The 16757-nt window shown below is 71.2% G+C and carries 16 protein-coding genes and 1 pseudogene; 5 read left to right on the plus strand and 12 right to left on the minus strand.

Going from position 1 to position 16757, the window contains the following annotated elements; translation table 11 throughout:
- Positions 1-11: 11 nt before the first annotated feature.
- Both ACF1A5_RS00100 and ACF1A5_RS00105 read right to left on the minus strand, forming a co-directional pair.
- A pseudogene (locus tag ACF1A5_RS00100) lies at positions 12-158 on the minus strand (DUF397 domain-containing protein); the annotation flags it as partial.
- Positions 159-271: 113 nt separating this feature from the next.
- A complete protein-coding gene (locus ACF1A5_RS00105) occupies positions 272-532 on the minus strand; it encodes a hypothetical protein (protein WP_392190553.1) in 261 nt (86 codons plus the stop codon).
- 77 nt (positions 533-609) lie between these two features.
- Between ACF1A5_RS00105 and hemB the strand changes: the two genes are divergently transcribed.
- Together hemB and ACF1A5_RS00115 are read left to right on the plus strand one after the other, a co-directional pair.
- Positions 610-1602, plus strand: a complete 993-nt coding sequence (hemB, locus tag ACF1A5_RS00110; RefSeq protein ID WP_392190554.1) for a porphobilinogen synthase — start codon at positions 610-612, stop codon at positions 1600-1602.
- Positions 1603-1766: 164 nt separating this feature from the next.
- Complete coding sequence (locus tag ACF1A5_RS00115) at positions 1767-2669, plus strand: SAM-dependent methyltransferase (RefSeq protein ID WP_392190555.1); 903 nt, start codon at positions 1767-1769, stop codon at positions 2667-2669.
- 66 nt (positions 2670-2735) lie between these two features.
- On the opposite strand, the gene ACF1A5_RS00120 is transcribed toward ACF1A5_RS00115, so the two are convergent.
- From ACF1A5_RS00120 to argS, 4 genes are all read right to left on the minus strand, one after another.
- The gene (locus ACF1A5_RS00120) at positions 2736-3617 is read right to left on the minus strand and encodes a DUF4253 domain-containing protein (protein WP_392190556.1); all 882 of its coding nucleotides are present in this window, start codon (positions 3615-3617) and stop codon (positions 2736-2738) included.
- A gap of 174 nt (positions 3618-3791) precedes the next feature.
- Positions 3792-4196, minus strand: a complete 405-nt coding sequence (locus tag ACF1A5_RS00125; RefSeq protein WP_392190557.1) for a hypothetical protein — start codon at positions 4194-4196, stop codon at positions 3792-3794.
- Between the two features lie 92 nt (positions 4197-4288).
- On the minus strand, positions 4289-4801 hold the full coding sequence (locus tag ACF1A5_RS00130) for a hypothetical protein (protein ID WP_392190558.1): 513 nt from the start codon (positions 4799-4801) through the stop codon (positions 4289-4291).
- 384 nt (positions 4802-5185) lie between these two features.
- A complete protein-coding gene (gene argS / locus ACF1A5_RS00135; protein ID WP_392190559.1) occupies positions 5186-6949 on the minus strand; it encodes an arginine--tRNA ligase in 1764 nt (587 codons plus the stop codon).
- Between the two features lie 291 nt (positions 6950-7240).
- Between argS and lysS the strand changes: the two genes are divergently transcribed.
- The gene (gene lysS, locus ACF1A5_RS00140) at positions 7241-8983 is read left to right on the plus strand and encodes a lysine--tRNA ligase (protein ID WP_392190560.1); all 1743 of its coding nucleotides are present in this window, start codon (positions 7241-7243) and stop codon (positions 8981-8983) included.
- Positions 8984-9051: 68 nt separating this feature from the next.
- On the opposite strand, the gene ACF1A5_RS00145 is transcribed toward lysS, so the two are convergent.
- The 3 genes from ACF1A5_RS00145 to ACF1A5_RS00155 form a co-directional block, all read right to left on the minus strand.
- Positions 9052-10407 carry a DUF2637 domain-containing protein gene (locus ACF1A5_RS00145; protein ID WP_392190561.1) on the minus strand — a complete coding sequence of 452 codons (1356 nt, stop codon included), beginning with the start codon at positions 10405-10407 and terminating at the stop codon, positions 9052-9054.
- Positions 10408-10558: 151 nt separating this feature from the next.
- The gene (locus ACF1A5_RS00150; protein WP_392190562.1) at positions 10559-11422 is read right to left on the minus strand and encodes a DUF3558 domain-containing protein; all 864 of its coding nucleotides are present in this window, start codon (positions 11420-11422) and stop codon (positions 10559-10561) included.
- 120 nt (positions 11423-11542) lie between these two features.
- Positions 11543-12430 (minus strand): DUF3558 domain-containing protein, encoded by an 888-nt coding sequence (locus ACF1A5_RS00155; RefSeq protein WP_392190563.1) that lies wholly within the window; start codon positions 12428-12430, stop codon positions 11543-11545.
- Between the two features lie 206 nt (positions 12431-12636).
- Between ACF1A5_RS00155 and ACF1A5_RS00160 the strand changes: the two genes are divergently transcribed.
- A complete protein-coding gene (locus tag ACF1A5_RS00160) occupies positions 12637-13830 on the plus strand; it encodes an RtcB family protein (RefSeq protein ID WP_392190564.1) in 1194 nt (397 codons plus the stop codon).
- Between the two features lie 120 nt (positions 13831-13950).
- Here ACF1A5_RS00160 and ACF1A5_RS00165 read toward each other — a convergent pair whose 3' ends face one another.
- The 3 genes from ACF1A5_RS00165 to ACF1A5_RS00175 form a co-directional block, all read right to left on the minus strand.
- Complete coding sequence (locus ACF1A5_RS00165) at positions 13951-14103, minus strand: hypothetical protein (protein WP_392190565.1); 153 nt, start codon at positions 14101-14103, stop codon at positions 13951-13953.
- Positions 14100-14879: an SDR family NAD(P)-dependent oxidoreductase gene (locus ACF1A5_RS00170; RefSeq protein ID WP_392190566.1), complete on the minus strand. Its 780-nt coding sequence runs from the start codon at positions 14877-14879 to the stop codon at positions 14100-14102. Before ACF1A5_RS00170 ends, ACF1A5_RS00165 begins: the two co-directional genes overlap by 4 nt.
- A gap of 98 nt (positions 14880-14977) precedes the next feature.
- On the minus strand, positions 14978-15316 hold the full coding sequence (locus tag ACF1A5_RS00175) for a YnfA family protein (RefSeq protein ID WP_392190567.1): 339 nt from the start codon (positions 15314-15316) through the stop codon (positions 14978-14980).
- A gap of 78 nt (positions 15317-15394) precedes the next feature.
- Here ACF1A5_RS00175 and ACF1A5_RS00180 point away from each other — a divergent pair, with 78 nt between their 5' ends.
- Positions 15395-16741: an MFS transporter gene (locus ACF1A5_RS00180; RefSeq protein WP_392190568.1), complete on the plus strand. Its 1347-nt coding sequence runs from the start codon at positions 15395-15397 to the stop codon at positions 16739-16741.
- The last annotated feature ends 16 nt before the right edge of the window (positions 16742-16757 follow it).

The raw sequence follows: 16757 nt of genomic DNA on the forward strand, positions 1-16757 counted from the left end.
GTCAGCCGCCGTCAGCGCCCGGAGGCGTACGGCAGGAAGGTCGCCCGGGCGGCGGGGGCGGTGGTGAGGCGGGCTCCTCGGGGGGCCTTGGAGTCGCGGACGAGGATGCGGTCGGGGACGGCCGCCCCTTCGACGCAGCCGGGGCCTTCGTCCGTGCTGTAGCCGCACTTTTGGCCCGGGCACGGCTGGGCCGCCTACCCGGAGGAGGCGGCCCGTTGCCTGGCGCCTGAGGCGGACGGGGTCTTGGCGGTGGGGCTTGGTCGCTGATGCGTCAGCAGCCCGGCACTGTGCTTGGGGTGCCGCACTGGTCGGGGATGTTCGCCACCACGGGGCTGGTGATGCGGGTGACCGTCCCGAAGTTGAGGATGCCGCCGCCCCTGGCGTTCGTCCCGGTGGCGGTGTTGCCGGTGACCGCGCTGCCGGTGAGGTTCAGCGATCCATATGCGGCGATGCCGCCACCCTCGGCGTTTGTCCCGCCGGCGGTGTTTCTGCTGACCGGGCTGCCGAAAGTTGGCGCGTGTCCGGCCGTCACCGTGCAGGAGTCCCGCCTCCCGGCGTCCGACAGGGCGTCGGCAAAGGCACGGGAGTGGCGGGCGTAGCGTAGGAGATATGACGAAGTACGGATCCTTTCCCGGTACGCGTCCTCGTCGGCTGCGGACCTCGCCCGTCATGCGGCGGATGGTCGCCGAGACGCGACTGCACCCCGCCGACTTCATCCTCCCGGCGTTCATCCGGGAGGGCGTGAGTGAGCCGGTGCCGATCTCGGCGATGCCCGGGGTCGTGCAGCACACGCGGGACAGCCTCAGGAAGGCGGCCGTGGAGGCCGTCGAGGCCGGGGTGTCCGGGATCATGCTCTTCGGGGTGCCGGAGGAGTCGAAGAAGGACGCGGCCGGGACGTGCGGTACCGATCCGGACGGAATTCTCCAGGTCGCCCTGCGTGATGTGCGCGCCGAAGTGGGGGACGACCTGCTCGTCATGTCCGACCTGTGCCTGGACGAGTTCACCGACCACGGTCACTGCGGCGTCCTCGACGCCGAGGGGCGGGTCGACAACGACGCCACGCTCGAGCGGTACGCCGAGATGGCGCAGGTGCAGGCCGACGCGGGCGCCCACATCGTCGGGCCCAGCGGGATGATGGACGGTCAGATCGGCGTCGTCCGGGACGCGCTCGACCAGATCGGGCGCGAGGACGTCGCCATCCTCGCCTACACCGCCAAGTACTCCTCCGCTTTCTACGGGCCCTTCCGCGAGGCGGTCGGTTCCTCGCTGCAGGGCGACCGGAAGACCTACCAGCAGGACCCGGCGAACCTGCGTGAGTCGCTGCGGGAGCTGGCGCTCGACCTGGAGGAGGGCGCGGACATGGTCATGGTCAAGCCGGCCGGGCCCTACCTGGACATCGTGGCCCGCGTCGCCGACGCCGTGGACGTGCCCGTCGCCGCCTACCAGATCTCCGGCGAGTACTCGATGATCGAGGCCGCCGCCGAGAAGGGCTGGCTCGACCGCGACCGGGCGATCCTGGAGACCCTGACCGGCATCAAGCGGGCCGGCGCGCGCACGATCCTCACCTACTGGGCGACGGAGGTCGCGCGGAAGCTGCGCTGAGCCCCCGCCGCCCTCGGCGGCCACCGTCGTCCGCCGGTGGCCGCGGGGGGACGCGCGCGGATGTGGGTCACCGGGGTGTGGAAAGCCTCAAGTCGCCCCGGAAACTGGGTGGTTGACTAGTAGTTGCTCGTTGAAGAGACTGACCACCTCACCAGGAGACCCCCATGTCCGGTGACGCTCTCAGCCAGGATCCCGTCGCGCCCCAGAGAAGCATCGACACCACGAAGGCGCATCCGGCCCGGGTGTACGACGTCTTCCTCGGCGGCAAGGACCACTATCCCGTCGACCGCCGGGCGGCCGCCGCCGCGCTCGCCGCCAACCCGCGCGGGTATCTCGACGTACGACACAACCGCGACTTCCTGCGCCGCGCCGTGACCGAACTGGCGGACCGGGACGGCATCCGGCAGTTCCTCGACATCGGCACCGGTCTGCCCACGGCCGACAACGTCCACCAGATCGCCCAGCGGATCCACCCGGACACCCGGGTGGTCTACGTCGACAACGACCCAGTCGTGCTCGCCCACGCCCGCGCCCTGCTCACCAGCGGCCCCGAGGGCCGCACCGACTACATCGACGCCGACCTGACGCACCCGGCGCGCATCCTCCAGCAAGCCGCCGAGATCCTCGACTTCGATCAGCCGATCGCCCTCTGCCTGGTCGCCGTCCTGCACTTCGTCGAGGACGCGGAAGCGCACGCCATCGTGCGCGAGCTGCTCGCCGCGCTGCCCTCCGGCAGCCGTCTGGTCGTCAGCCACCTCACCGAGGACCTCAACCCGGAGAACGTCCGCGCCGTCCAACGCACCTACACCGAGCGCGGCTTCACCTTCGTGCTGCGCTCGAAGGCGGAGGTGGAGCGCTTCTTCACGGACAACGCCCTCGAACTCGCCGCCCCCGGCGTCGTCCCCGCGCACCGCTGGCGCCCCGACCACGCGGCCCCCGTCCCGGAGCAGCCGGACGCGACGTACCTCGCGACCCTCGACGACATCGACAAGGTCCGCTACCGCGACATCAACGACGCGACCGACGCCGACATCAACGTGTACGCGGCGCTGGGCGCCAAGCCCTGACGGCCCGGGCCGGCCCCGCCCGGTTCCGGTCGGCCGGCCCTCGCCGAGGACCGGCCGGAGCCGCGGTCAGTCCCACCAGAACGACCACATCCGCTCCCCGACCAGCTCCTCGGCGTAGGCGCGCAGGGTCTCCGCCTCGCCCTGGGTGATGTTGTCCGGGCAGAACGCGAAGTGCTCCGCCGCCACCGCCTCCGCCTCGGTGAGGGTGGTCGGCGGGGCCGCCACGGAGACGACGAGGATGTCGAAGCCGAGCGCCACGACCCGTATCCCGAAGCGGTCCTCCCAGGAGCGGAGCACCGCGCACAGCCGGGCCACGTCGCTCTCGTAGTTGACCGGGCCGCTCCAGCCGATCGCGGCGGGGATGTCGGCGGAGCGGCGGGCCGGGACCAGGGCCAGACGGGGCTGCTTGAACCAGTCGCCCCGGCCGTCGCTGAGCGCGTCGGCGACGCCGGCGGCCCTGACGTCGGGATCGGCGGCGAGCACGCCGGCAGGGGCGAGGCCGGGCCATCCCGGGCCGAAGGGGGCGACCCGCTCCTCGTACGTCGCCGACTCCCCGAAGTGCTCCACGACCTTGTCCCGGCCGGGGTAGTCCTCACCGGCGCCGGCCTCGTAGGCCGCGTACTCGTCCCAGTAGGAGGCCAGCACCTCCTCGGCGTCGTGGTCCCCCGGGTACGACGTCTGACGGGGCCGCAAGTGCCAGTGCTCCAACCCGCCCTGCGTGCTCCCCACGTCCACGATGAGCGGCAGCAGGCCCACGCGCGCCGCCGGAGCGCCGAGCGCCGCCCAGTTGCCGGGGGACGCGTCCCGGCCCGCGTGCCACAGCAGCGGTTCGTCCGCCGGACCGTAGTACGTCGTGTCGAGCAGGACACCGGGCGGGAGTTGCAGCCCGAGCGAACGCCCGCTCGGGTCGGACGCCAGCTTGGGCAGCGGGTTCGGAAGAGTCGCCATGCCGGTGACTGTAGGGGCAGCCACTGACAACCGGCCTCGGCGCAGAGGTGGTTGCCCGTCCCCGGACACCACCGCCCGCCCGGGGTCGAGCGGGAGGCGTGCGAGCCGGAAGGCGGACGTCCGCGCGAGACGCTCATCCGCAACCGGCTCGCACCTCCGCCGCCTGCCCCGGGCTCAGGAGTTGCTCTGGGCGGCCCCGCCGGAGCCCCGGCGGTTGCGGCCCGTGGCACCGACGGACTGATGTGTCCCGCCGTTGGGCGAGACTCCGTGGTGGGTCAGGACCTTCATGATCTCCGAGGCCAGAGACTCCGCCAGGGCGGGGGCGAGGGACTCGGCCAACGCCTTCGCGAGAGTCTGCGCGAACAGCATCCTCTCCAGTTCCGAGGACCGGGGGGACGGCGGTTGGGACAGTGACGCCATGGCCGCTTCCACCAGGGCGGCCGCCATCGGGTCCCTTCCGTACCTCATACCGGTGGTGCCGTGCGGACCTCCGGCCTCGCGCACCATCTCCTCGAAGACCTCGTCGATGAAGGTCTCCAGGGGATCCCGTTCCGAATCTCCGCCGGACTCAGCTGCCATTGTGTGGTTCCTTCGATTCCTCGGTTGCGTTACGGGGCCTGCCCTCCGAAGGCGACGCTCGCCACCTTCGGAGGGCAGGGGGCTGCCATGTCCTAGCGGCGCATCAGTGCGGCGAGGAGCAGCGGGTGCTCGATCAGGGACTCGCCCCCGCGCTCCTCGCGGCGGCGGCGCATCAGTGCGGCGAGGAGGAGGGGGTGCTCGATGATCGACTCCTCCCCGCGCTCTTCGCGGCGGCGGCGCATCAGTGCGGCGAGGAGGAGGGGGTGCTCGATGATCGACTCCTCCCCGCGCTCCTCGCGGCGGCGGCGCATCAGCATCGCGAGGAGGAGGGGGTGCTCGATCACCGGCTCTTCGCGCTCCTCGCGGCGGCGCATCAGCGAGGCGAGGAGGAGAGGGTGCTGGATCAGCGCTTCGCCGCGCTCTTCGCGGCCGCGCATGAGCGCAGCGAGGAGAAGCGGGTGCTCGATGATCGACTCTTCCCCGCGCTCCTCACGACGGGCCAGCATGGCCGCCAGCAGGATGGGGCCGATGCCGGTTTCCTCTCCGACCTCTTCCGCGTCGACCTCTGTCTTTTCCCGCGTGGGGCTCTCCGTCGTTGCCGTCATGTTTTCCTCTTTCTGTGGCGCATGACTCGGCGGAGTGCTCGGCCGTCAGCGGCCGGCCGCTCCGCCCTTCACCGTCATCGTGGAGGGGGGCGGGGCGGGTCGCATTTCGATCTTGCGCCTCAGGTCCGGGGCCGTCGCGGGGGCGTGGGGAGCCGGCCGGCCTGCTCGCCATGGGGACCAAGGTCGTCCCTTGCCCCGGAGGTATGTCCGTACCCTCCCCCAAGCGGGTGACGACCTCACCGTCGCCAGGTCGCCGAGGAGGGCCCCCGCACGAGGAAGGCCCGAGAACGAGGAAGGCCCGAGAACGAGGAAGGCCCGAGAACGAGGAAGGCCCCGGCCTGTTGTGAGCAACAGGCCGGGGCCTTCCGGCGGAGCGAGCGCCGGTCAGAGCCGCTCGGGCGTCCTGATGCCCAGCAGGGCCATGCCCTGGTGCAGGGTGCGGGCCGTGACGTCGCACAGGAACAGGCGGTTCTGCACCTGCTCCGGCGTCTCGGCCTTCAGCACCGGGCACTTGTCGTAGAACGTCGTGTACAGCGACGCCAACTGGTACAGGTACGCGGTCAGCTTGTGCGGGGCGTACTCCGCGGCCGCCTCCGCGACCGTCTCCGCGAAGGCGTCGGCGTGCAGGCCCAGCGCCCGCTCCGCCTCCGTCAGCCCCAGCTCCGGGTGGGCCGCCGGGCGGACCTCCCCGGCCTTGCGGAGGATCGACTGGATACGGGCGTACGCGTACTGGAGGTAGACGGACGTGTCGCCGTTCAGCGAGACCATCTGGTCCAGGTCGAACTTGTAGTCCCGGTTCGCCGAAGTCGACAGGTCCGCGTACTTCACCGCGCCGATGCCCACCTGGGCACCCCGCTCGGCGATCTCCTCCTCGGACAGGTCCTGGGCCTTCTCCCGCACCACGGCCGACGCCCGGTCGATCGCCTCGTCCAGCAGATCGACCAGCTTGACCGTCTCGCCCTCACGCGTCTTGAACGGCTTGCCGTCCTTGCCGAGGACTGTGCCGAAGGCGAGGTGGAACGCCTTCACGCCGTCGTTCAGCCAGCCGGCCCGGCGGGCGGTCTCGAAGACCATCCGGAAGTGCAGGGCCTGGCGGGCGTCCACGACGTAGAGCAGCGTGTCCGCCTTCAGATTGAAGACGCGGTCGCGGATCGCGGACAGGTCGGTGGCCGCGTAGCCGAAGCCGCCGTCGGACTTCTGCACGATCAGCGGGACCGGCTGGCCGTCCGCGCCCTTGATGTCGTCGAAGAAGACGCACAGCGCGCCCTCGGAGCGGACCGCGACGCCCGACTCCTCCAGGAGGCGGCAGGTCTCGGTCAGCATGTCGTTGTAACCGGACTCGCCGACGATGTCCGGGTCCTGGATCTCCATGTCCAGCTTCTCGAAGACGGAGAAGAAGTAGATCTTCGACTCGTCGACGAACTTCTGCCACATGGCGAGCGTGCGCGGGTCCCCGGCCTGGAGGTCCACCACCCGGCGCCGTGCCCGCGTCTTGAACTCCTCGTCGGAGTCGAAGAGCCTGCGCGCCGCCTTGTAGAGGCGGTCGAGGTTCGACATCGCCTCCTCGCCGCTGATCTCGGCGGCCTTGTGGTCCAGCTCGTGCGGGTGCTCGTCCAGGTACTGGATGAGCATGCCGAACTGGGTGCCCCAGTCGCCGATGTGGTGCCGGCGGACCACGTTCTCGCCGGTGAACTCCAGGAGCTGGGCCACCGAGTCGCCGATCACGGCGGACCGCAGGTGGCCGACGTGCATCTCCTTCGCCACGTTCGGCTGGGCGTAGTCGATGACCGTCGTGCCCGGGTGCTCCGCGTACGGCACGCCGAGCCGGCCCTCGGGGTCGGCGGCGCGCGCGGCCAGGTTCCCGGTGATCGCCCGGTCGGCGACCGTGATGTTGAGGAAGCCGGGCCCGGAGACCTCGATGTCCTCGATCAGGTCACCGGTGGTCACCTGGGACACGACCTGCGTGGCCAGCTCCCGCGGGTTCGCCTTGGTCTTCTTCGCCAGCGCCAGGATGCCGTTGGCCTGGAAGTCCGCCCGGTCGCTTCGTCGCAGCAGCGGGTCCGCGCCGGCGGCCTCCGGCAGGGTGGCCGAGAGGGCGGACGCGAGGTGCTGGTGGACGGAGGCGGTGAGGGACGTGACCGAGGCCATAGGAGTGGGTGCCGTTCTCCTCGACGAATGGTTAGACCCGGCCAGTATCCCACGCGGGGTAAAGCGAATTTTCCGGTCGGCGGGTGAACGCCGGGCCGCTCCCGCCCGTCCCACGGGGTGGGCACGGCGGCACGGCGGCGGACGAGGCGACACGATGGGGGCGGGCGCGGGCACGACCCCGATAAGGCGTTTTCGTGGAAGTGGTCCCGCCTGGGACAATGGAGCGGTCAGCCGTGCGACCGTACCGGCTGCTCGCGGAGAAACCTCCAGAGAACTCTTCAGAAAGAGGACGTGCCGATCGTGGCTCAGAGCACCGAGACCACCGACTGGGTCTCCCGTTTCGCGGATGAGGTCATCGAGGAGTCGGAGCGTCGGGCCCCGGGCAAACCGGTCGTCGTCGCGTCCGGGCTGTCGCCGTCCGGGCCCATCCACCTGGGGAACCTGCGCGAGGTCATGACCCCGCACCTCGTCGCCGACGAGATCCGCCGCCGCGGGCACCAGGTGCGGCACCTGATCTCCTGGGACGACTACGACCGGTACCGCAAGGTGCCGGCCGGTGTCGCCGGCGTGGACGAGTCGTGGGCCGAGCACATCGGCAAGCCGCTGACCTCGGTCCCCGCCCCCAAGGGCTCGCCGCATCCGAACTGGGCCGAGCACTTCAAGGCGGCCATGGTCGCCTCGCTCGCCGAGCTGGGCGTGGAGTTCGAGGGCATCAGCCAGACCGAGCAGTACACCACCGGCGTCTACCGCGAGCAGATCCTGCACGCGATGCGGCACCGCGGCGACATCGACGCGATCCTCGCCCAGTACCGGACCAAGAAGACCCCCGCCAAGAAGCAGCAGCAGAAGGCGGTCGACGAGGCCGAGCTGGAGGCCGAGGAGGGCTCGGGCGCCGCGTCCGAGGACGACGGCAGCTCCGGCTCCGCCGGGTACTTCCCGTACAAGCCGTACTGCGGCAACTGCGAGAAGGACCTCACCACCGTCACCGTCTACGACGACGAGTCGACGGAGCTGACGTACGGCTGCACGGCGTGCGGTTTCTCCGAGACGGTCCGGCTCAGCGAGTTCAACCGCGGCAAGCTGGTCTGGAAGGTCGACTGGCCGATGCGCTGGGCCTACGAGGGCGTGATCTTCGAGCCGAGCGGTGTCGACCACTCGTCCCCGGGGTCCTCCTTCCAGGTCGGCGGGCAGATCGTCGGGATCTTCGACGGCAAGCAGCCCATCGGTCCCATGTACGCCTTCGTCGGCATCTCCGGCATGGCGAAGATGTCGTCGTCCCGCGGTGGCGTGCCCACCCCGGCCGACGCGCTGCAGATCATGGAGCCGCAGCTGCTGCGCTGGCTGTACGCCCGGCGCCGGCCGAACCAGTCCTTCAAGATCGCCTTCGACCAGGAGATCCAGCGGCTCTACGACGAGTGGGACAAGCTCGCCGCCAAGGTCGCCGAGGGCTCCGCGCTTCCCGCCGACGTCGCCGCGTACACCCGCGCGGTGGGCACCGCCGCCGGTGACCTCCCGAAGACGCCGCGCCCGCTGCCGTACCGCACGCTGGCGTCGGTCGCCGACATCACCGCCGGCCACCAGGACCAGGCGCTGCGCATCCTGTCCGAACTGGACCCGGCCAACCCGCTCGCCTCGCTCGACGAGGCCCGGCCCCGGTACGACAAGGCCGAGGCGTGGATCAACACCCACGTCCCCGCCGACCAGCGCACCATCGTCCGTGAGGAGCCCGACGCCGAGCTGCTGAAGTCCCTCGATGAGCAGGCCCAGCAGTCGCTGCGCCTGCTGCTCGACGGCCTGGAGGAGCACTGGTCCCTCGACGGCCTGACCCACCTCGTCTACGGCGTGCCCAAGGTCCAGGCCGGGTTCGCCGCCGACGCGACGCCCAAGGAGCTGCCCCCGGAGATCAAGACCGCCCAGCGGACCTTCTTCGCGCTCCTCTACCACCTGCTCGTGGGCCGCGACACCGGCCCCCGGCTGCCCACCCTGCTCCTGGCGGTCGGCCAGGACCGGGTGCGGGCCCTGCTGGGCGAGTAACACGGTGACACGACGAGGGGGGCTCCCGGTGCACACCGGGAGCCCCCCTCGTCGTACCGCGTGGGCGTCTACGCGATGTGGTCGTCCTCCAGCTCCGCGGTGTGGCGGTTCTGGAAGCGCATGACCATCTTCTTGGCCTCGGCGTCCAGGACGGGCACGCCATAAGTCGCCTCGACGTTGTCGCTGAACTCGCGCGGCGTCGGGTAGCCGCTGCCGTTGATCGACTGCTTGAACACCTGGTAGTACGCCTCTTCGTCCGGCTCGACGGGCGGGGTGCCGCCGCCCTCACCCAGCTGACGGGTGCGGTTCGGGCCGGACGGGATCGGGAAGCTGCCGGTCTCCTCCGGGCCCGGCTCCGCGAACTCCTGGGCGGAGGGGTCCTCGTACCGGGCGGCGGCCTGGTACTGGTCCGCCTGGTACTGCTCGGCCTGCTGCTGCTCCGCGTACCACTGGGCGTACCGCTCCGGGTCGTACGTCGGGTCGTAGTCGCCCTGGTAGTCGACCGCCGCCGGGGTCTGGAACCAGGGGCTCTGGTCGTCCGCCGGCTGCTGCGCGTACTCCGGCTCCGGCTCGGGGCCGGCGGGCTGCCGCTGCTGTTGGGCGACCAGCTCCGGGCGCGACGACGACTCGCCCGCCCGCGCCGGCCGCTGCGCCGCGGACGCGGGGTGGGCCGTGCGCGCCTCCGCGGTCGCGGCGTCGAGCTCCTGCCGCGGCGCCGGGGGTATCAGCGCCGGCTCGATGCCCGCCGCCGCCAGGCCCGCCGGGGCCGTCTCCGCCAGCGGAACGCCGTAGCGGGCCAGCCGCAGCGGCATCAGGGACTCCACCGGAGCCTTCCGCCGCCAGGTCCGGCCGAAGCGCGAACGCAGCCGCGCCTGGTAGACCAGGCGCTCCTGCTCCAGCTTGATGACCTGCTCGTAGGAGCGCAGCTCCCACAGCTTCATACGGCGCCACAGCAGGAAGGTCGGGAGCGGCGAGAGCAGCCAGCGGGTGAGCCGGACGCCCTCCATGTGCTTGTCGGCGGTGATGTCGGCGATCCGCCCGATCGCGTGCCGGGCCGCCTCCACCGAGACCACGAACAGGATGGGGATCACCGCGTGCATGCCGACGCCCAGCGGGTCGGGCCACGCGGCGGCGCCGTTGAACGCGATCGTCGCCGCCGTCAGCAGCCACGCGGTCTGGCGCAGCAGCGGGAAGGGGATGCGGATCCAGGTCAGGAGCAGATCGAGGGCGAGCAGGACGCAGATGCCCGCGTCGATGCCCACCGGCAGGACGTAACTGAAGTTGCCGAAGCCCTTTTTGAAGGCGAGTTCGCGGACGGCCGCGTACGAACCGGCGAAGCCGATCCCGGCGATGATCACGGCACCGGTCACGACCACGCCGATGAGAACGCGGTGCATCCGAGTCAGCTGCAGTGGCGCGGCCACCCGTACTCCCTTCCCATTGCGTGTTGTTGCGCGCAACAGGGTGGCACATCCGTACGAGGAACGGGTGGCCGGATCCGATTGCTCGGATCTGTCCGCCTGCCGGCCTGTCGGTTCTTCGCGCGCTGACCTCCGGTTCCTGGAGGCCGACGTCTCAGTTCTTCGAGGCCGACGGGGACGCCGACTTGGAGGGCGACTTCGAGGCCGACGGTGACGCCTGCTTCGAGGGCGACCCGGACGCCGGGCCGGACGGGGACTTGCCCGGCTTCGAGGCACCGGAGCCGCCGTTGGCGTCGGCCACCGCGGCCACCACTTCCCGGGCCGCCTTCTCCGTGTCCTTGGCCAGCTCGGCGGCGTCCGGCGCCTTGTCGCCGGCCAGACCCGCGCCGTTGTAGTCGACGGTGACGACCACGTTCTCCACCCGCGCCACGACCGTCTGCTGCTTGAAGGTGCCTTCCTTCTTCTTCAGGTCGTAGCGGATCGCCGTCGCCTCGTCGCCCGTCCCGGACAGGGGCTGCGACTTACTGTTCTTCGCGCCCGTCACCGACGCCGCGTCACGCACCTGCTTCTGGTAGTACGCCCGCGCCTGCTTGTCGCCCGCGCCGCGCGAGGGGTCGGACTCGAAGCGCAGCAGGGAGACATTCAGCCAGCGGAACTGCGAACCCTTCACGCCGTTGTTGTCCAGGCTGTTCCAGGAGCAGTTGCCACGCGTGGAGACGTCGCTCGACGTGCCCTCCTTGCCCGACTTCGCACCCTTGGGAACCAGTTCACCCAGTGTCTTCCCCGACAGGACCTTGCACGCCTCCGGGAGCTTGCCGTACGCAGCCGCCTGCACCGTCGGTGAAGCGCTCGCGCTCGTGGACCCCTTCGCGTTCCCCGCCGGGGTCTCCTCGGCGCCGTCGGAGGAGCCGGAGCCGGAGGAACAGGCCGCGGCCAGGAACATCACGGGGACGGCGGCCGCGCAGACGACGGCACGGTTCAGACGCTTCACTGCTCGCTGCATGGTTCCTTCACTCATGACGCTCGGTGATTCCTTGCGGTCGGATCGGTTCCGAGGGGCCACGGTACGCGGTGGGACAGCCGAGCGTTCGAGGTTCGCGTGCTGTGCGCCGGGGCGTGAAGGCGTGCGGAACGGCGGTCAGCCGCTGAGTGAATCGGCCAGTTGTGCCGCCAGTTTCCGGGCCCTGTCCTGCATTTCCTTGCTGTCCGGGACCACGCCGACGGTCGCCGGCTGCTCCTCGTACTCGATGGTCACCACGACGTTGGACGTGCGGAACGCCACAGTCACCGTCCGCTGTTTCGCCGTCGAGCCGGAGCTGCTGAGCGCGTCGTCGAGGAACGCCTCGTCGCCGAGGTCGCTCAGGACGCGGGGCTGGAGGTCGGCCGACGCGGCGCTGCGGGAGGGGGACACCGACGTGGAGGACGAGGAGGTGAGGGAGGGGGAGGACGGGGCGGAGGCGGTGGGCGAGGACGGGGCGGCGGAGGAGGAGGGCGGTCCACCGGCGGCGCCGGTGCCGCTGCTCGGGCTGCCGCTGGTGCCGGTGCTGGTGCTGGTGCCGGAAGTGGTGGCGGTGGGCTCGGGGAGGTCGGCGGCCGCCTGCTTCGCCGCGAAGACCGACTGGGCCTGGCTGTCGTCGCTCATGCCGTTGTCGTAGGAGACGACCCGCTCGAAGTCGACCGACAGATGGTCGGTGGCCTCCGGGCCGTCGACCTTCCACCGGCAGCCCACCCTGCGGTCGGTGTCGTACGTGAGCGTGGCCTCGCCTTCGTACGCCTTGGTGCGCTGGTCCAGGTCCGTGAGCTGTTTGATGCCGGGCAGCATCGCGTCGAGGGTGCCGTGACCGACCGCGCCGCAGGGCTCCGGCAGCGTGCGGTACTTGCCCGGCTGGGCCGCCACCGTCGCCGTACCGGCGTCGCCCGGGTTGGAGTCGTCCGTGTCTGCGCTGCCCGGCGAGCCCGAGGTGCAGCCGGCCAGCAGCGCCACGAGAAGCGCGGCCGACCCGGATACGTACGCCTTCCGCAGCACGGGCGGGCTCCTCTCGACGATGTCCGTTCACGGGGTGGTCTCGGCGGTCCCCGCGGCTTATTCGCTTGCCGGGCGGGGGCGCCCCCTGGAGACAATGTGTATCGCACGCACTGCCGTGGACGCCGGTCCGTAGTCCTGTTTCGTCGACCTTGGCGCCGGTATTGCGATTCAAGGCTTCTGTAGATGTTCGGGGGAATGAGGACGATATGTCGTACGTGGAAATGCCGGGCGCGAAGGTACCCATCCGTATGTGGGCCGACCCCGCGACGGTCGAGGGCGCGGCGATGCAGCAGCTCCAGAACGTGGCGACCCTGCCCTGGATCAAGGGCCTCGCGGTCATGCCGGACGTCCACTACGGCAAGGGCGCCACGGTCGGCTCGGTGATCGCGATGCGGGGCGCGGTGTGCCCGGCGGCGGTCGGGGTCGACATCGGCTGCGGGATGTCCGCGGTCCGCACCTCCCTGACGGCGAACGACCTGCCGGGCGACCTCTCCCGACTGCGCTCGAAGATCGAGCAGGCGATCCCGGTGGGCCGCGGGATGCACGACAGCCCGGTGGACCCCGGCCACTTCCACGGCTTCGCGACCTCGGGGTGGGGGGACTTCTGGGGGCGGTTCGACGGCGTGGCCGACTCGGTCAAGTTCCGCCAGGAACGGGCGACAAAGCAGATGGGAACGCTCGGCAGCGGCAATCACATGATCGAAGTGTGCCTCGACGAGTCGGGCGCGGTCTGGCTCATGCTGCACTCCGGTTCGCGCAACATCGGCAAGGAACTGGCCGAGCATCACATCGGTGTGGCCCAGAAGCTTCCGCACAACCAGGGTCTCGTCGATCGCGACCTCGCCGTCTTCGTGGCCGACACCCCACAGATGGCCGCGTACCGGAATGACCTGTTCTGGGCTCAGGAGTACGCCCGGTACAACCGCGCGATCATGATGTCGCTCTTGAAGGACGTGATTCGCAAGGAGTTCAAGAAGGCGAGGCCGACCTTCGAGCCGGAGATCTCCTGCCACCACAACTACGTGGCCGAGGAGCGGTACGAGGGGATGGACCTGCTGGTCACCCGCAAGGGAGCGATCCGGGCAGGCTCGGGCGAGTACGGGATCATCCCCGGTTCCATGGGCACCAGTTCGTACATCGTGAAGGGTCTCGGCAACGAGAAGGCCTTCAACTCCGCTTCGCACGGGGCGGGCCGGCGGATGAGCCGTAACGCGGCGAAGCGGCACTTCACGGTGAGGGACCTGGAGGAGCAGACGCGGGGTGTGGAGTGCCGCAAGGACTCCGGCGTGCTGGACGAGATCCCGGGTGCCTACAAGAACATCGACCAGGTCATGCGGCAGCAGCGTGACCTCGTCGAGGTCGTGGCGAAGCTGAAGCAGTTCGTGTGTGTGAAGGGCTGACGCGCGTGGCTCCCGGTGCCGACCGGGAGCCACGCCGCGCGGGCTGGTGGTCGACGGACAGAGGGACTTGGCCGGTCCGCGGCCGCCAGAGGCGGATGTGGCACCTCGTGAGTGCGGGTGCTACTTGGCGTGGCGGACCGCGTAGATCATGACGAAGGCCATGATGTGGATGCCGAAGAGGAAGTAGGCGAGGTAGTACCAGACCTGGCGTTCGCGCTTCGTCTCCAGGGCCAGGCGTTCGCGCTCCGCCCGGCGGTCGGGGGTGTCCGTCACGGCCGCTCCCGGTAGACCTTCGTGTTGGACGCCTGGGCGCGCGGGCGCACGATCAGCAGGTCGATGTTGACGTGGCTGGGGCGGGTCACCGCCCAGGTGATGGTCTCGGCGACGTCGTCGGCGGTGAGCGGCTCCGCGACGCCCTCGTAGACCTTGTCCGCCTTCTCCTGGTCGCCGCCGAAGCGGGTCAGCGCGAACCCCTCCGTCTTCACCATGCCGGGCGCGATCTCGATGACGCGGACGGGTGTGCCGACGATCTCCAGGCGGAGGGTCTCGGCGAGGACGTGGGCGCCGTGCTTGGCGGCGACGTAGCCCGCGCCGCCCTCGTAGGTGGCGTGCCCCGCGGTTGACGACACCACGACGACGGTGCCGTCGCCGCCGGCCTCCAGTTTGGGCAGCAGGGCCTGGGTGAGGTTCAGGGTGCCGAGGACGTTCGTCTCGTACATGGTGCGCCAGTCGGCCGGGTCGCCGGTGGCGACCGGGTCGGCGCCGAGTGCGCCGCCCGCGTTGTTGACCAGGACGGCGACGGTCTTGAAGGCGGTGGCGAACTCGTCGACCGCGGTGCGGTCGGTGACGTCCAGCTGGTACGCCGTCGCCGCGTGGCCGGCGGCGTTGATCTCCTCGGCGAGCGCCTCGATGCGGTCCTTGCGGCGGGCGGTCAGTACGACGCGGTAGCCGGCCGCAGCGAGTTGCCGGGCCGTGGCGGCGCCGATGCCGCTGCTCGCACCGGTGACGACGGCGATGCGGGAGGCGGCGGACGGTGCGGCGGTGGCCATGGGCTGCTCCTCGGGCTGCGGCGGTTCCTGCTGCCCAGAGTAGGCGACGGGGGCGGCCGTCCGAGTGGGCCTTCCGGCCCCGGCTCGCTGGTCGCCGGTCAGTTGCCGCCGCGCGGGGCCCACATGATCAGCGCCATGCCGGCGAGGCAGATCAGGGCGCCCGCGAGGTCCCAGCGGTCGGGCCGGTAGCCGTCCGCGACCGCGCCCCACAGGAGCGAACCGGCGACGAAGACCCCGCCGTACGCGGCGAGGACGCGGCCGAAGTGGGCGTCCGGCTGGAAGGTGGCGACGAAGCCGTACGCGCCGAGGGCGAGGACGCCGCCGCCCGCCCACAGCAGGCCGCGGTGTTCGCGCACGCCCTGCCAGACCAGCCAGGCGCCGCCGATCTCGAACAGCGCGGCGACGGCGAAGAGGGCGGCGGAGCGGAGGATCGTCATGCGGGCAGCCTCGCACGGAGCCCGCGGCCCTTTCTGCTTGGATGCCGGTGGTCGCGGTGCGGAGGAGGTGTGGCCGGGGTGGCGAGCCGGGGGCTGGGGCGGCGGTTCGGGTGGCTGTGGGCGGCGTACGGGGTCAGTACGTTCGGGTCGTGGCTGGCGTTCGACGCCTTCCCGATGATCGCGGTGCTGGTGCTGCACGCCGGGTCGGCCGAGGTGTCGCTCCTGGCGGCCGTGGGGCTGGCGGTGGGCGCGGTGCTGGCGGTGCCGCTCGGGCCGTGGATGGAGTTCCGCCGCAAGCGGCCGGTGATGGTCGCGACGGACCTGGTGCGGTGCGCGGCGCTGCTCAGCGTGCCCGTGGCGTTCGTGTTCGGCGGGCTCGGCTTCGCCCAGCTGCTGGTCGTGTCGGTGGTCGTGGCCGCGGCCGACATCGCCTTCGGCGCGGCGAGCGGCGCGTATCTGAAGACCCTCGTGCCTCCTGAGGACCTGCTGGCCGCCAACGGCAGGTTCGAGTCGACGACCTGGACGGCCAGCGTGCTCGGACCGCCGGCCGGGGGCGCGGCGATCGGGCTGTTCGGGCCGGTGGTGACGGTGGCGGCCGACGCGGTCAGCTTTCTGCTGTCGGCCGCCGGGATCCGGGCGATCGGCGGGAGGGAACCGCGCCCCGAGCCCGCGGCCGCACCGGCGCGGCCGCGGGCGGGCGATCTGCTCCAGGGATGGCGGTTCATCCTTTCCCATCCGGTGCTGCGCCCGCTGTTCTTCAACACGGTCCTGAACAACGGCCTGATCATGGCGGTCTCGCCGCTGCTCGCGGTGCTGATGCTCGGCCCGCTGGGGTTCGCGCCGTGGCAGTACGGGCTGGCCTTCGCGGTGCCGTGCCTCGGGGGTCTGGTCGGCTCCCGGCTGGCCCGGCCGCTGGTCGCCCGGTTCGGGCAGGGCCGGGTGCTGCTCGGCGCCGGGGTGCTGCGCGCGTGCTGGCCGGTGGGGCTGGTGCTGGTCCGGCCGGGCGTGCCCGGGCTGGCGCTGGTGATGGCGGTGGAGCTGATGCTGATCACCTGCTGCGCCGTGTTCAACCCGGTGTTCGCGACGTACCGGCTGGAGCGGACGCCCTCGGACCGGGTGGCCCGTGTGCTGTCGGCGTGGTCGGTGACCGGCAAGGCGACGGTCGCGGCCCTGACCGCGCTGTGGGGCCTGCTGGGCGCTGTGGCCGGCCCGCGGACCGCGATCGGAGTCGCGGGTCTGCTGCTCCTGGCGACTCCGCTGCTGCTGCCGGGTCGGCGCGAGCTCGCCTCCGAACCGGCCTCGGGGCGGGCGTCGAACACCTCGGGTCGGCCCACCGGCGCCGCGGACCAGCCCACCGAAGCCGCGGGTCGGCCCACCGGTGGGGAAGGGAATACCGCCGACGGGGCGCCCGTTCCAGGGATATAGTTGAACAATCAACTAC

The organism is Streptomyces sp. NPDC014864 (assembly GCF_043081525.1).
GTDB lineage: Bacteria > Actinomycetota > Actinomycetes > Streptomycetales > Streptomycetaceae > Streptomyces.

Excerpts from the sequence above, each read along its gene's own strand:
- hemB (WP_392190554.1), top strand. The coding sequence starts at position 610 with ATGACGAAGTACGGATCCTTTCCCGGTACGCGTCCTCGTCGGCTGCGG.
- ACF1A5_RS00115 (WP_392190555.1), top strand. The coding sequence starts at position 1,767 with ATGTCCGGTGACGCTCTCAGCCAGGATCCCGTCGCGCCCCAGAGAAGC.
- ACF1A5_RS00120 (WP_392190556.1), bottom strand. The coding sequence starts at position 3,617 with ATGGCGACTCTTCCGAACCCGCTGCCCAAGCTGGCGTCCGACCCGAGC.
- ACF1A5_RS00125 (WP_392190557.1), bottom strand. The coding sequence starts at position 4,196 with ATGGCAGCTGAGTCCGGCGGAGATTCGGAACGGGATCCCCTGGAGACC.
- ACF1A5_RS00130 (WP_392190558.1), bottom strand. The coding sequence starts at position 4,801 with ATGACGGCAACGACGGAGAGCCCCACGCGGGAAAAGACAGAGGTCGAC.
- argS (WP_392190559.1), bottom strand. The coding sequence starts at position 6,949 with ATGGCCTCGGTCACGTCCCTCACCGCCTCCGTCCACCAGCACCTCGCG.
- ACF1A5_RS00150 (WP_392190562.1), bottom strand. The coding sequence starts at position 11,422 with ATGAGTGAAGGAACCATGCAGCGAGCAGTGAAGCGTCTGAACCGTGCC.
- ACF1A5_RS00160 (WP_392190564.1), top strand. The coding sequence starts at position 12,637 with ATGTCGTACGTGGAAATGCCGGGCGCGAAGGTACCCATCCGTATGTGG.
- ACF1A5_RS00170 (WP_392190566.1), bottom strand. The coding sequence starts at position 14,879 with ATGGCCACCGCCGCACCGTCCGCCGCCTCCCGCATCGCCGTCGTCACC.
- ACF1A5_RS00175 (WP_392190567.1), bottom strand. The coding sequence starts at position 15,316 with ATGACGATCCTCCGCTCCGCCGCCCTCTTCGCCGTCGCCGCGCTGTTC.